This window comes from Enterococcus sp. AZ194 (genome assembly GCF_051713825.1).
Classification (GTDB): domain Bacteria; phylum Bacillota; class Bacilli; order Lactobacillales; family Enterococcaceae; genus Enterococcus_K.
The window spans coordinates 531,727-546,478 of the sequence record NZ_JBIOQR010000001.1; the positions used below are offsets into that span (position 1 = coordinate 531,727).

The following is a 14,752-nucleotide window of genomic DNA, read 5'->3' on the forward strand; positions in this document are numbered from 1 at the left end:
GGAGAATCCCTAGTTGTCTTCCTGTGAAAGCCTTTAGGAGAGGAAGAATCATTAGATGGTCGATAAATCATTAGCGAGTAATCAGTCAAAATCACAACAAAAACGGCATGCAAATAAGCCGATTAATCAACTGTTTTATGATATTAATAAGCATAAATGGCTTTATGCAATGTTGATTGTTCCCATTATTTTTGTAGTTATTTGGAACTATTGGCCAATGTATGGGATAGTCATTGCTTTTAAAGATTATTCACCAGCATTTGGTATTTGGGGAAGCCCATGGGTTGGATTAAAACATTTCCAACGTTTTTTTGATTCTTACTTTTTTGTAGAAATTATTGGCAATACGTTACGTGTAAGTTTATATAGCTTGTTAGTGGGCATTCCTTTACCGATTATTTTAGCGTTAATGTTTAACGAAATTAAACGGAAGTGGTTTAAGTCAACTGTTCAGACAATATCGTATATTCCTAACTTTATTTCTGTCGTCGTTGTGATTGGTATGGTGACCTTTTTCTTCTCAGACCAAGGCTCTATTAACCAAATTTTGAGTTCTCTTCATATGAAACCAATAGATTTTCTTGGAAGTGCCAAATGGTTTCCGCATGTGTATGTTTGGTCAGGGATTTGGCAAGGTGTTGGCTGGGGAACCTTGATTTACACAGCTGCAATGTCTGGTGTTCCTCAAGATCAGTATGAGGCGGCCTATCTGGAAGGAGCTTCTAGAATACAGTGTATCAAAAACATTACTCTTCCAGCGATTATGCCGACGATTGTTATCTCAGCTATTCTTGCGACAGGAAGTGTCATGTCTGTTGGGTTTGAAAAGGCCTACTTGCTGCAAAACGCCTCTAACTTAGCTAGTTCAGAAGTACTTTCGACGTATACTTACAAAGTTGGTTTGATTAACGGCGAGTACAGTTTTTCTGCGGCGGTCGGTTTGTTTAATAATATCGTGAATTTTGTTATGTTGTTTATTGTAAACAAGGCGGCACAAAAAACAGGCGAAAATAGTTTGTGGTAGGAAGGCGGAAAAATTGTTATGGGAAAAATGAAATATATTTCAACAAAATCAGATAAAGTTTTTGATGTGATTAATATTATTGTGATTACTCTGTTAACCTTGGTGCTGTTATATCCCATCGTTTTTGTCGTAATGGCCTCCTTTAGTAATCCAAACAAGATTTATGAGGTACCGTTATTGCTATGGCCACGGGGCTTTAATATTAATGGGTATACAGAAATTTTAAAAAATAAAGATATTTTGGTAGGATTCAAAAATGCCGTTCTTTACACGGGATTGGGCACAATCGTTAGTGTAGTAGTGACCCTTTTAGGTGCCTATCCATTGTCGCGTAAAGATTTGCGTGGTCGTTCTATGCTGACTCTGTTTTTTACAGTCACGATGTTTTTTGGCGGAGGTTTAATCCCGACTTACTTAGTTAATCAACAATTGGGCATTATTAATACAATCTGGGTGATGATTTTACCTGGAGCTGTGGGTGTCTATAATATGATTTTGATGCGGACCTACTTCCAACAAAACATTCCATCTGAGCTGGTCGAAAGTGCTTATATGGATGGCGCCAATGATTTACAGCTCCTCTATAAAATTATTATCCCACTTTCGACACCGATTATTGTAGTCATCGCTATGTTTAATGGCGTAGGGAGATGGAATTCTTACTTCGATGCAATGATTTATTTGCGCGATCGAGCGAAGTTCCCTTTACAACTGATTTTGCGAGAAATCTTAATTCAAGGTCAATTTGGGGACGATGTGAATCAGACATTGGTGGGGAGTGCCCAAGAGCAGCTGATGATGTTAAAACTGACATTAAAATATAGTGTGGTTATCATTTCTACTTTGCCGGTGTTACTTTTCTATCCAATTGTTGCAAAATATTTTGAAAAAGGCATTTTAGTCGGTTCTATAAAGGGGTAAGCAAAAATGGTGAATAAGATATATGACGTATTTAATCGTATCTATTATTTGATGAAGCTAAATGGTCTGTGGTTACTATTTACTTTCTTAGGTGGTGTAGTTCTGGGGGTGATTCCTTCAACGATTGCTCTTTATGCGTGTATTCGTCAACAGATTAGAAGTGAGGAAGAGACGCATCTTTATCAAATGTATAAAAAATATTATTTTGAAAATTTCCGTAGAAGCTTATTGTTCAGTGGTGTGGGTCTTGTTATAGCGATATTTTTTCTAGCAGAAACTATTGTTTTAGCTAATCTTGGCACAAATACTCACCTTCTCTTAGAACTGACAATCAAAGTAACAAGACTCTTGATTTTATTAGGTGTGGCAATGTTCTTTCCAGTTTTTGTTCATTTTGAGGTTTACGGGAGTAAGACAGTCATTCAACCCATGATCTTTCTGTTAATTTGTCCTTTAGAAGTCATTTACTGCTGTGTCATTCTAGTAGTTACGCTGTTGGTATTTGCTATTAGTCCGTTATTGGTTCTGTTTATCGGAATCGCGTTACCAGCCTATGGGATGAGTTTAGTCATGCAGAGAAAATTCAATCGTCTTGAAAAAAATATTAACTTTTCTGTTGGAGTAGAGATTGAAGGCTAAATGAAGCTCTTCAATAAAGGAGTAGATAAACTAATGAATGTAACAAGTATTGATACAAGACATGCAACAAGTAACTCATTTGAACTCTCTCGGGGCAACTGTTTTCCGTTCACAGGGGTTCCTTTTGGGATGAATTATTTTGGCATTGAGACACATGATGATAATTGGTGGTTTCATCCAGAAGCAAGTCACTATCGTGGGATTCGATTATCCCATCAACCAACGATGTGGGCAGGAACAAAAGGAGATTTTTGTTCAGTCCGTTTATTGCCGTTCACTAAAAATACAAAAGGCTTAACCGTTGTTCCCTATGCACCAGAAAATTCTGAGTTTCACCCTAACTATTTGAAGATTTATCAAAAGAATAATCAACTTGAAACCGTGGTAACTCCTTCTGACTATGGTGCGTTGATTACGATGGATTCTCCACAAGATGAAAAAGGCTTGATGGTTAGTTTTCCAACAGAGGGTGTCATTACAAAGGCTCAAGGGACCGTTATTGAAGGTTATTCTAAACAGCTTCATACACACAGAACGAGACCTTTAAAATTGTATTTTCATATTGAGACCTCATCAAAAATCGTCTCGTTTTCAGAAAAAGATACACAGGTCTATGAGATTGTTTTCTCTGATGCTGAATCTGTCGAGTTGCGTATGGGGACTTCATTTATCTCAAAAGAGTATGCAATAAGGAATCTACCCACGGAATCTGCTGAGAATATGTTAATGCATGTCACCAAGTTATGGGAAGATAAATTAAATAAGATCGAAGTAACGGATGCGGATCCCGACAAAGTGGCAACCTTTTATCACAACATGTATCGGGCATTCTTGTATCCACAGAGATTATATGAATTTGATGAAGCACATCAACCGGTGCATCGGGATGCGTATTCAAATGAAGTGAAATCAGGATATCTGTATATGAATAATGGCTTTTGGGACACTGCTAGAACGGTTTATCCACTGTTTTCATTAATTGAAATGGATGAGTATCCCAAAATTTTGGAAGGTTTTTTAAATAGTTATCGTGAAAGTGGCTTTTTACCAAAATGGTTGTCTCCAGAAGATTCAGGTGGTATGCCTGGGAATTATATTGATGCAGTAATTGCTGATGCAGCCTCGAAGAAAATTGTCCCAGATTTGATGCCCGAATTTCTCCAAGGGATGATACACTCTGCTGAGGTACAGGAAGAGACCCGTTCTGCGGGACGTTCTTATGTTCATGAATATAACGAATATGGTTATGTTCCGTCTGATTTGCATGAATCGGTCAATCATACATTGGACTACAGTTATAGTGATTACTGTATTTCAGTAGTGGCTAAAACGCTAGGCGAGGAGAAAATAGCGAACGAGTTTGCGAAACGTTCTTATCGTTATCAAAATCTATTTTCTAAAAAAGATCAATTTATGGTAGCCCGCGATCGCGATGGAAAATTCAAAGAAGAATTCAGCCCATTTTCATGGGGTGGAGACTATACGGAAGGTTCAGCGTGGCACTCTAGTTTTGCTGTGAGCCATGATATTCAAGGATTGATTGAACTATACGGTGGTTTGCCTGAGTTTGAGAAAATTTTGACTCGTTTAGCCAATACTCGACCTGAATATACAGTAGAAGGGTATGGACATGTGATTCATGAGATGGCGGAAATGGAAGTGAATGGTTTTGGACAAATAAATGTGGGCAATCAACCTAGTTTCCACTTACCGTATCTTTTCAGTTTTATCCATAAGCCTTATTTTATGCAGCCTTTATTAAAACAAGCAGTTAGTAGATTGTTCAGTGCTGGCTGGAAAGGGTACCCAGGTGATGAGGATAATGGCAGCATGTCTACATGGTATCTGTTTAATGCATTAGGATTCTATCCATTTTGTCCTGGGAGTAAAGAGTATCTATTTGGCATGCCAAACTTTGATCAGGCGATTATTCATTTATCAAATGGCAACCGTGTCGTTCTGAAAACAGAATTGAACTATCCTCAGCAACAATTTATCAATCGAGTAAAAACATCAGGTGGGGATTATCGTAATTGTTTTATTTCGCATGATGAATTGCTTTCCGGAACAGAGTTAACATTTGAATTGGGGATGGTTCCCAACATTGACTGTTTTAACGAAAAAGTACCATTCAGCATGAGTCAACATAAGGACCAGTAGTGAACGAAAAAGTAGTTGCAAATTAAAAGGGTTAAACGTTTGGGTTAAGTGTTAATGGAGGTTGCTAGCCTGAGAAACTTAAATAATGAGTCTAGTTAAAGGACGGGGATTTCTGTAAGAAAGAATAGTGATCCTCTAGAGCATCGATAATTGTTTCTTTAGAAATGGCGTCTTGCTTATGTTGGCTCACGTATCAGACCTTTCCTCTATTTGTTGGAAAAACAGAAAATAAGAACAGAAATAGGAGCTTTTAATATGGTTAAAGTAAATCGTGCATCATCTATCCCGTTGTTTTTAAGTGATCCATATTTTTCAATATGGTCACCAGCAGATAAATTGACTGACTGTGATACACAAAGCTGGACGGGAAAAGAACAACCAGTACGCGGATACATTACGGTGGGAGAGACGACTTATCGTTTTATGGGAGCAGATGGCCTTATTCCTAGCATTCCACAAACGAATCTAGAGGTCACCGCAACCCAAACGAAGTATACCTTTGAAAATGATAGAGTAAAACTAGAAGTCGTTTTTTCAGTGGATTTAAATCTTGAAGATCTTTATACAATCAGTGAACCTGTTACGGTGGTTACCACAAAAGCAGTTGCTAAGATGAGTGAAGAATTGGCTGTTCGATTGACTTTTTCAGAAGAAATATGTCGCGATACGCTTGAAAAAGAACCTTTACACTGGAAGGAAATCATAACACCAACGGAGAATATTGTTTGGATGGGGAAAGGAAGACAAACGCCATTAGATTCGACAGGAGACTTAATTGATATCAATTGGGGGTATCTTTATTTAGCCGCAACAAATCAAACAAACATTCGATATGAGAAACGACGTGAGAACTTAGTTGCAACTTATCCGTTAACCTCTGATGCGCCAGTCTCTATAGTAGTCGCTTATGATGATGTTCATTCGATTAACTATTTTGGCACACCAACTAATGCGTTATGGAAAGAAAAATATACGGGGATTTTTGCGCTACTAAAAGAGTATCTTGAAACTCTATCTGAACGTTTGAGTGATTGCGAACGTATTGATAAAAAAATTAGTGAGTCCGCACTTATAGTTGGTGGAGAGAGCTTGGATTTTCTGACGGCATTTAGTTATCGACAATCTATTTGTGCGCACAAGTTAATACGTGATCCAGAAGGTGAAATTGTTTTTCTATCAAAAGAATGTAGCTCAAATGGGTGCATTGGAACGGTAGATATCAGCTACCCGTCCATTCCGTTATATTTACTTTATCAAACGGAGTTGGCAAAAGGTATGTTAAGACCCGTGTATAAATTTGCTTCGTTACCAGTGTGGGAATATGATTTTGCTCCTCATGATGTGGGGTGTTATCCATATGCTACTGGTCAAGTATACGGAGAGCAGACTCATATCGGCTCTAAAGATTGGTCTAATCGAGCAGTGAGAGATACTATTTATGATTACTACCAATTACCAGCTGGCCAAGCAGTCTATAATTTTGAACAGCAAATGCCTATTGAAGAAAGCGGCAATATGTTGGCGATGGTTTCAGCTATTTATTTACGAGATAAAGAAGAGAGTTTTTTCAAAGAGCATATGGACACGAACCTTATGTGGGCGGACTATTTGGTAAAATTTGGGCAAAATCCGGAAAATCAATTATGTACAGATGATTTTGCAGGACACTTGGCTCATAATTGTAATCTTTCTTTAAAGGCGATTACAGCACTAGGACTATTTGGCAAAGCACTGACGGCAATGGGGGTACAGGAAAAAGGCGCTCGCTATACTACATGTGCGCACAAAATGGCTCAAGCTTGGATGGAAACTGCTATTTCATCAAAAGAGCATACGCCTCTTGCCTTTGATAGACCTGATAGCTGGAGTATGAAGTACAATATTGTTTGGGATAAATTATTTGATTTAGGGCTATTTCCAGAAGAGGTTATGCAAAAAGAATTAAGTAAGTATCTAGAAGAAATCAATGAATTTGGCGTTCCTCTAGACAATCGGGCGGAGTATACAAAAGCCGATTGGATAGTCTGGATTTCCATCTTTGCAAACGAAAACACGACGAGAGAAAAATTATTATCTCCTATTCGTCATTATATCGAATGTACTGAGAATCGAGTACCGTTTTCAGATTGGTATGATACCAAAGATGCGCATGTCATGAACTTTAAGAATCGAACCGTTGTTGGGGCGATGTTCATGCCACTTTTAAAAGAAGCATTAGCTACTGAGTCAAAATAACAGGAGAGATTCGATTAGATAAGTCTTGTAACTGCCAGTTTTGCTGGACTTAGAGGTTGGGACAGAAGTGTTTAACTCCGAGAACCGGGTAGGTACTGTGCAACATCAACTCATACTTCGTTGTGTTTTACAGCACCGATTAGGTACTGTGCAACATCAACTCATGCTTCGTTGTGTTTTACAGCAATAAGAGGGAATTCACGGAAATGACAAGAAACACGAAAGCCTTTCTTTCGATGTTGATTGATTCCTACATGGTGCTCTTCAAATTTTTGTGAATTTCAGCTTATTTCCGAACCTTCAACTCTAGCATGTCTCATGCGTAGAAGTTGTTGAGAGCGGAACAACGTGAAGATGGAGTTGCTTCTGTATCCACCGTTTATTCGGATAAAAAGAGGCTGGGACATAGCTTGTAGAGTTATGTCCCACGCTCGTTAACTCTTTTGAAAATAAACTAGACAAGTGTCAGATGTATCTAAACATTATTGATGGAAATATGAAAATAACAATTGTCTGCTTATTGAGACCTCTTTCGTTTTTTAAGGAAGTTCATTCACAAATCAGCCAATCAACAGTAAGTTATCATGTAAGGAAAAAGAAGCCTGATGGTGATCGAACTTCGATACGAAGCTTGCTGCAAGAGAACTCTTTGGCAAGTTCCAACTTAATTTCTATTAAACCGTACTGGGTGGCTAACAGTGACGGTTTTTTTGATGTTTATCAGGAGGTTATAAAAGAAGCGTTCAACTCTAAAAACCGAGTAGGTACTGTGCAACATCACATACCTCGTTGTATTTTTGTAGGAGTTGCTTCACGTATAGAGTAAGTTAACAGTGCAAAATTTTCAATTTCATTCATTATTGAATAAATATTTTTTATATCATAATCAGTAATGAGCTAGATATAAAAACAAAGAGCCAATAACTTGAGACATTAATTCTTAGTTATTAATTCCCTCTTGCATCTAACACCGTGTCATGAATTAACATGGATGTGAGAGGAGATGATTTTTATGCAAGAAATAAATTTTTTAAAACAGAGTATTATTACGGAACCTAAAGAGTTTATTCAAAAATTTGATAATTTACCAACTACGATTGAAAAACTCGTTCTATGTGTTCAAAATTTGGTCATCCATGCTGAGCACGAAAAACTATACGGTGTTCGATTTAGTAAAAAACAAACGGATGAGGAATTGTTACGAACAGCTTATCAAATGCTACAAAAAATTGAACAGATTTCAAACAAACCATTATCGACCCTTCGTGAACCTAATATGCGATTAGTAGGTATGTGTCGTGATTATTGCTTGTTAGTGGTTTCTTTTTTACGTAGTCAAGAAATACAAGCAAGAATACGTGTTGGCTTTGCAAATTACTTTAAAACAGATATTCCCTATGAAGACCACTGGATTGTCGAATATTATCATTCTCAAGAAAAAAGATGGATTCGTATTGACCCTCAACTAGATGATATTCAAAAAGAACATTTTGGGGTATCTTTTGATTCTCTAAATTTACAATTTAAAAATGGATTTTTAAGTGGTGCTGAAGCTTGGAAACTATGCCGTCAAGGCTTCTACCATCAAGATGATTTTGGTTATAACAAAAACTGGAAAGGTTGGCAATCTGTCAAAGGAAACTTGTTGCACGATTTTAATTGCATGATTGGCTTAGAGCTATTGCCTTGGGATTTATGGACGGACTTAAGCAATAAAAAATATAACCAATTAACAAAATCAGAAAAAGAGTTGCTTGATGAAATGGCAGAAATTTTAGCAAACCCTAATTTCGATACTAAAATATTGAGCGAACTTGTCTTGAAACTTCCAGAAAACTATCTACCTTCTATCTATTCACAGTTAAAGATTCTAGGAATTACAAGTGAATTAGCAATTACGAATCCAGCATTGCTACAAGAAAAGTTTAAAGTAAATAAATTGCCTATGTCTAAGATAAAAGAGCCTGTTAAACAGAATCGTGATTCCATTTATTTAAAGGGAGCTAGAGAAAATAATCTTAAAAACGTTGAAGTAACAATACCTAAAAATCAATTTACGGTTGTAACAGGCGTAAGCGGAAGTGGTAAGTCTTCACTTGTATTTGACACAATTTATCAGGAAGGAAAACACCGGTATCTGGAAAATGCCAATAGTGGAACAAAATTAAATGAACAGCTTATGAAACCTGATTTTGATGTACTACAAGGACTCACTCCTACTATCGCTATTGAACAAAAAAAAGGAAATCAAAACCCTCGTTCGACCATTGGCACAATAACGGGGATTTGGGATTATTTACGCATGTTATATGTAGCGATTGGAAAGCTATATTGTCCTTACTGTGCTGTCGAATTAATTTCTTTAAGTAAAACAAAAAATAGTTGTCCAAAATGTCAAACAATATTCACGAAACTAAATACATCCATCTTTAATGCAAATAGTCATACAGGTGCTTGTAGTGATTGCAACGGATTAGGCTATGTATATAAAATGAATCCTCAAAAAATTGTATCTGATCCTCTTAAATCAATTTTAGATGGCGCCACACATTATTGGGGCAAGCTCAGAGGTAAAAAGCCAAGCGGTAACTGGATGGTTGGTGAGCTATATGCCATTGCGAAAGAGGAAAGAATTGACTTAGATATTCCATGGGCCGAATTACCAGATTCCTTTATTGAGCACATTTTATATGGAACACAAGATAAAATTTATTCTTATGAATATGAATCAAAAGGGAGAACGGCAAAAATTAAACGGCCTGCTTCTGGAGCAGTTCATCATATCCAACGCCTTTTTAGAGAAGCCACTTCAAGTGACACCCCTTATATGCAGTATATGGATAAAGAAAAATGCTCCACTTGTCAGGGAGAATTACTAGGTGTAGAAGCAAGGTTTACTGTAGTTTATGGATATCGCTTGCCTGAAATTATGAAGTTAACCATTCAGGAATTAATGAATTGGATTTGTACATTACAAGACCATCTCACAACAGATGAAAAAAAATTAACCGATGAACTGATAGCGGAAATTGAAAACCGTTGTAATCATCTACTAAATGTAGGGTTGCATTACCTTTCTACAGACAGAACAGCTCCAACTTTATCAGGCGGTGAACTGCAAAGAGTTAGGTTATCAAATCAATTAGGAAATGAACTAGTTGGTATCACCTATATCCTTGATGAACCCTCTATAGGATTACATCCAAGAGATAACCACTTAATTATTGACTCACTCAAAAATCTTGTGAAAAATGGCAATACAGTTATTGTCGTTGAGCACGATAAAGAAACAATGCTGTCTGCCGACTATATGATTGATGTTGGTTATGGTGCAGGCCAAGCAGGAGGAGAGATAGTAGCACGTGGAACGATTGAAGAAATCATTAAGAACCCAAAATCAATTACTGGGCAATATTTAGGAAAAGACAAGGAATCCATTGTGATAAGTAGAAGAAATATCAAAGATTGGATTGAATTAAACGGTTGCTCTGCCAATAATCTGAAAAATATTGATGTCGAAATTCCGCTTAACTGCATAACAACTGTCACGGGAGTCAGTGGTTCAGGGAAAAGTTCACTCATATTTGAAAGTTTAGTTCCTGCTTTAGAAGAAGAGTTTAAGAAATCTAGTGTAAAAAAGAAATATTATCACTCAATTGTAGGGTTAGAACAAATTGATGGATATGTGTTAATGGATCAGTCTTCCATCGGGAAGTCTATCCGTTCCTCAATCGCTACCTATACGAATGTTTTTGATGATATTCGATTCCTGTTTTCCAAAACACAATCTGCTATAAAATTAGGATTTGATGACGCATATTTTAGCTACAATTCAAAAAAAGGACAGTGTCCGAACTGTTTAGGTATTGGAAAAATTAAAATTACCTTCCCCTATATCGCAGACCAGTGGGTCACATGCAGTGAATGCTCAGGCAAAAGATATCAAAATGATATTTTACAAATCACTTATCATGAAAAAAACATATCCGAAATCTTAAATATGGAAATTGTTGATGCTATAACTTTCTTTGAAAAATATACTGCAATCTATAATAAGCTGCTTGTTTTACTTGATGTAGGATTAGGTTATTTGAAGCTTGGTCAAAGCACAGCAACACTCAGTGGCGGTGAATCACAACGTTTAAAACTAGCAAAAGAACTTGGAGAAAAAGCAAAAGGAAACATGTTATATATTTTAGATGAGCCAACTACTGGATTACACTTTAAAGATATTGAAAAATTACAAATCGCATTTGAAAAACTCATTGAGGACGGACACTCTGTTTTAATTATTGAGCATGCGACAGAAATTATTTTAAATTCTGATTGGCTCATAGATATTGGGCCAGAAAGCGGAATTCATGGAGGGTGTATTGTTGCAACTGGAACACCTGAAGATATCAAACAAAACACAAATAGTATTACAGGGAGGTATTTATGAAATTGAATTGGAAAAAGAGATTGTTTGTTTTCATGGTTAGTCAAACTGTATCTATGCTTGGTTCCTCTGTTGTTTCATTATCCCTCATTTGGTATGTAACACTGCAAACCAATTCAGGTTTAGCCATTACAGGGATTACGATTACTACCTTCCTCCCACAAGCACTTGTTATGCTTATGGGAGGCGTACTTGCTGACCGTTTTCCACTTAAGCGAATCATAATACTGTCAGATGGTTTTATTGCATTTGCTACCCTAAGCTTGGCACTTCTTTATGCAAACGGATATCACTCTATTTGGTGGTTATACATTTTCAACAGTTTCCGCTCATTAGGGAGTGGTATACAACTACCTGCAACCAAGAGCATCTTACCTTCTTTTGTTCCCGAAAACGAACTAATGCGTGCAAATAGTTATTCCACTACTACATGGAGTATCGTGCAATTAGTGTCTCCAGCACTCGCAGGAGTTGCCTTGAGTTTATTCTCATTAAGCATAGTTTTGTTGATTGATGTTGTGACAGCAATCATTGGAATTGGTCTCTTATGTAGTATGCCAATAATTCATAAACAAAGGCAAGTATCGGAAAATGGATTCTCTTCTTTGAAACAAGGTTTTATCTACCTAAAAAAGTCAAAAAATATGAGAACGATTATGTCACTTTATACTATTTTCAGCTTTTTAGTGGTGCCAGCTTCACAGTTAACCCCTTTACTTGCTTCTCATAATGTAGGAGATAAGGTATGGGTTTTAACAAGTATTGAAATGGCATTTTCAATTGGTGCATTATTGGGGAGCATTTATTTAGGCTATAAAAAAATAACCCTTTCGTATTTTAAGTTAATCGGTTATTCTGTCTGTGTTTTTGGACTAGCAATGGGTGCCCTTATCATCGCAAAATCAATAGGGTTATTTTTTGTTTTTATGCTTGTGATGGGCATTGGAAGTCCACTATACTACACGCCTATCATAACAATGATACAAGAGTATAGTTCTCCAATATATATGGGAAGAATGTTCTCTTATCTTGATTTGTTTGGGACGTTAGCAACTCCTTTAGGGATGTTGATATTTGCTCCAATTAGTAATGTCAATTTGAATTTATCCTTTATCATACCGAGTATTTCACTTCTATTTCTAGGTGCTTGGATTTTTCGTAATCAAAAAAAGATTACTTAATCAAGAGTAAAGGAATCTGAATTTCTGTTAGATATTCACTTTCATTTTTTGTATGACGTCCATCAATAATGGTTATTTGCCTAGAAGTCTCTCCTAAAGAATACTCTGTATTTTGAGATAACCATTCAACAAAAGAGTGATAAGCCTTATCAATGTTCTTATAAGAGCCATACACCATCATAGAAGCCATGTGATGAACTTCTTCTAATGAGCGATAATGGATAGTTTGAGATGACTTAGTTTCTTTTTTAACGATAAAGGCAACCTCAATATCTATACTTTCATCAACCGTATCATGATAAATTGCGATATTATTATATCTTGTCTGGTCAATGGAAATATGCTGTTTTTTTACAAAATTATAAAGCTCTTCCCAAAGCTTTTCTTCTTCAAAATGATTTTTCATCTTTCTTCTCAATGAAATGATAGGAAATGCTGGGATCGACTTAATAATAATCGCATATTCTTTTTCAATATTGTTCTGATGAATATGATTGATTACTTGTTGAAGCTTTAAAGATCGCTCTTGTGTTTGTTCAATTATTTGATTCGTTGTTTGTAGTTGGTCTTCCATATACTCTAAAAGCGTGTTTTTATCCCAAGCGTTTATAATCGCTTTTATTTCCGAAATACTAAAATTTAAATCTCTCAACATGATAATTTTTTGCAGAAGCGGTACTTGTGAAATTGAGTATGAACGATGACCTGTCACTTCATCAATTTCTTTAGGTTTTAAGACTTCCTCTTTATCGTAATAACGAAGCATACGTACAGATACTTTTGTAAGTTTAGAAAAATCACCTATTTTCATTTGGTCACCTCTTATTTCAATTATAGTTGTTTGAATGTATACTTCAAGCTTTGCAGTAATGCTTCTAGGAGGAGTTACTATGCTTAGGAGATACCTTGAAATAACTGAAGTTTTAAAATATGGCGGAAAATTTTAGATAAATAGATCAATTAGTTATAGTATACGCGAAGTTGAATATTTTGATCGTAATCACCGAATCCACGACCAAAGATAGTTAATCCTCCGACGTTTTCTGATTCTTCCTTAACTTCAAAACGAATCGTCCAGTTCTTCGAGTTATCCTGAAATTCTTTAACAGTCACATCTGATAATTTTTCTCCGTCCATAAAGGTTCCTTCATGATTGATTTGAAGTATTTTTAATAAGCCGTATTGATTCATATCATTCGGCCACCATTCAGGATTTATTTTTCCTCGGCGATCAGAATAATCCCCTAGACTTGTCCATGTTCCTAAAGTAATTCCATTTAATGAAAAGGTAATATCAGAAGGCCAGTTATCTTTAGCGAAAGGATACTCTGAAGAAATTTCCATGCTCAGTTCAATTTTTTGTAAAATCTCATTTGTATCTAGGTAATTAGTTGCTTTGTATTCTAAAAAACCTTTTGTAAACCAAACAATTTGTGCGGAGATACGACTAGAATCCATAAAAAACTTAGGCATATCTAATTGACCAATGAATTTATTCGCTGAGGCCATTCCACAAGAGGGTGAAATATCATAATCTGTAAACTGTCCTAATGGAATATCCGCATCATAGTAATCATAGGCTTCTTCAATTTTTTCGGGAAATTGAATCATCAGATTTTCTACTTTTAGCATGGAAATCTTTTGGATTCCTGATTTCCCAGGAATCTTTCGTGTGGAGATTAAATCAGCTGCCTCTAGTTTGTTTACGTGCATGGTGACAATGGAGTTACTTAAGTCTAGTGCCTTGGCAAGCTCTTTGATATTCATCCTTTTTTTTGCCAGAAGCTGAATAATTTTTATTCGAACAGGGCTATCTAAAGCGCTGAATACGGGTAATGATTCTTCGGAAAGTTCAATGTTCATAGATTATCATCCTTTTTAGTGAGTACATAGTTAATAAAAGACAGTACGACTACATACAAGTTTCGTTACACCTACTATAGTAAGTGAAAAATGAGTAAAAATAAATAAATTTCAGTAACTATTTTGTATTTCAGCATCACTCTTTAATTGTATGATAAATAAAAATAAGAATTAAATCAAATTTATTTAATAGACGCTTCTGAAAATAGAAAGTAATTAAATGAATAAAAATAGTTACTTTGTTATTGACAACGCTTTCGAAAGATGTAAATATATAAATGTAATTTATTT

General features: G+C 36.0%; 9 protein-coding genes. 7 read left to right on the forward strand and 2 right to left on the reverse strand.

Annotation, left to right across the window (positions count from 1 at the left end):
• Positions 1-55 precede the first annotated feature (55 nt).
• The 7 genes from IGI37_RS02700 to IGI37_RS02730 all read left to right on the forward strand — a co-directional run bounded on the left by IGI37_RS02700 (position 56) and on the right by IGI37_RS02730 (position 12,598).
• Positions 56-1,024, forward strand: coding sequence for an ABC transporter permease (locus IGI37_RS02700; protein ID WP_438759856.1), 969 nt, complete (start codon positions 56-58; stop codon positions 1,022-1,024).
• A gap of 18 nt (positions 1,025-1,042) precedes the next feature.
• Positions 1,043-1,945 (forward strand): carbohydrate ABC transporter permease, encoded by a 903-nt coding sequence (locus tag IGI37_RS02705; RefSeq protein WP_438759857.1) that lies wholly within the window; start codon positions 1,043-1,045, stop codon positions 1,943-1,945.
• A gap of 6 nt (positions 1,946-1,951) precedes the next feature.
• Positions 1,952-2,584, forward strand: a complete 633-nt coding sequence (locus IGI37_RS02710; RefSeq protein WP_438759858.1) for a YesL family protein — start codon at positions 1,952-1,954, stop codon at positions 2,582-2,584.
• 33 nt (positions 2,585-2,617) lie between these two features.
• Positions 2,618-4,744 carry a GH92 family glycosyl hydrolase gene (locus tag IGI37_RS02715; RefSeq protein WP_438759859.1) on the forward strand — a complete coding sequence of 709 codons (2,127 nt, stop codon included), beginning with the start codon at positions 2,618-2,620 and terminating at the stop codon, positions 4,742-4,744.
• 255 nt (positions 4,745-4,999) lie between these two features.
• Positions 5,000-6,979 carry a glutaminase domain-containing protein gene (locus tag IGI37_RS02720; RefSeq protein ID WP_438759860.1) on the forward strand — a complete coding sequence of 660 codons (1,980 nt, stop codon included), beginning with the start codon at positions 5,000-5,002 and terminating at the stop codon, positions 6,977-6,979.
• Positions 6,980-7,991: 1,012 nt separating this feature from the next.
• Entirely contained in the window at positions 7,992-11,420 is a 3,429-nt protein-coding gene (gene uvrA / locus IGI37_RS02725) for an excinuclease ABC subunit UvrA (RefSeq protein WP_438759861.1), read from the forward strand.
• Positions 11,417-12,598, forward strand: a complete 1,182-nt coding sequence (locus IGI37_RS02730) for an MFS transporter (protein ID WP_438759862.1) — start codon at positions 11,417-11,419, stop codon at positions 12,596-12,598. Before uvrA ends, IGI37_RS02730 begins: the two co-directional genes overlap by 4 nt.
• Here IGI37_RS02730 and IGI37_RS02735 read toward each other — a convergent pair.
• The gene (locus tag IGI37_RS02735) at positions 12,591-13,409 is read right to left on the reverse strand and encodes a MerR family transcriptional regulator (RefSeq protein ID WP_438759863.1); all 819 of its coding nucleotides are present in this window, start codon (positions 13,407-13,409) and stop codon (positions 12,591-12,593) included. The genes IGI37_RS02730 and IGI37_RS02735 overlap by 8 nt on opposite strands.
• A gap of 149 nt (positions 13,410-13,558) precedes the next feature.
• Positions 13,559-14,461 carry an ArsR/SmtB family transcription factor gene (locus IGI37_RS02740; protein WP_438759864.1) on the reverse strand — a complete coding sequence of 301 codons (903 nt, stop codon included), beginning with the start codon at positions 14,459-14,461 and terminating at the stop codon, positions 13,559-13,561.
• Positions 14,462-14,752 lie beyond the last annotated feature (291 nt).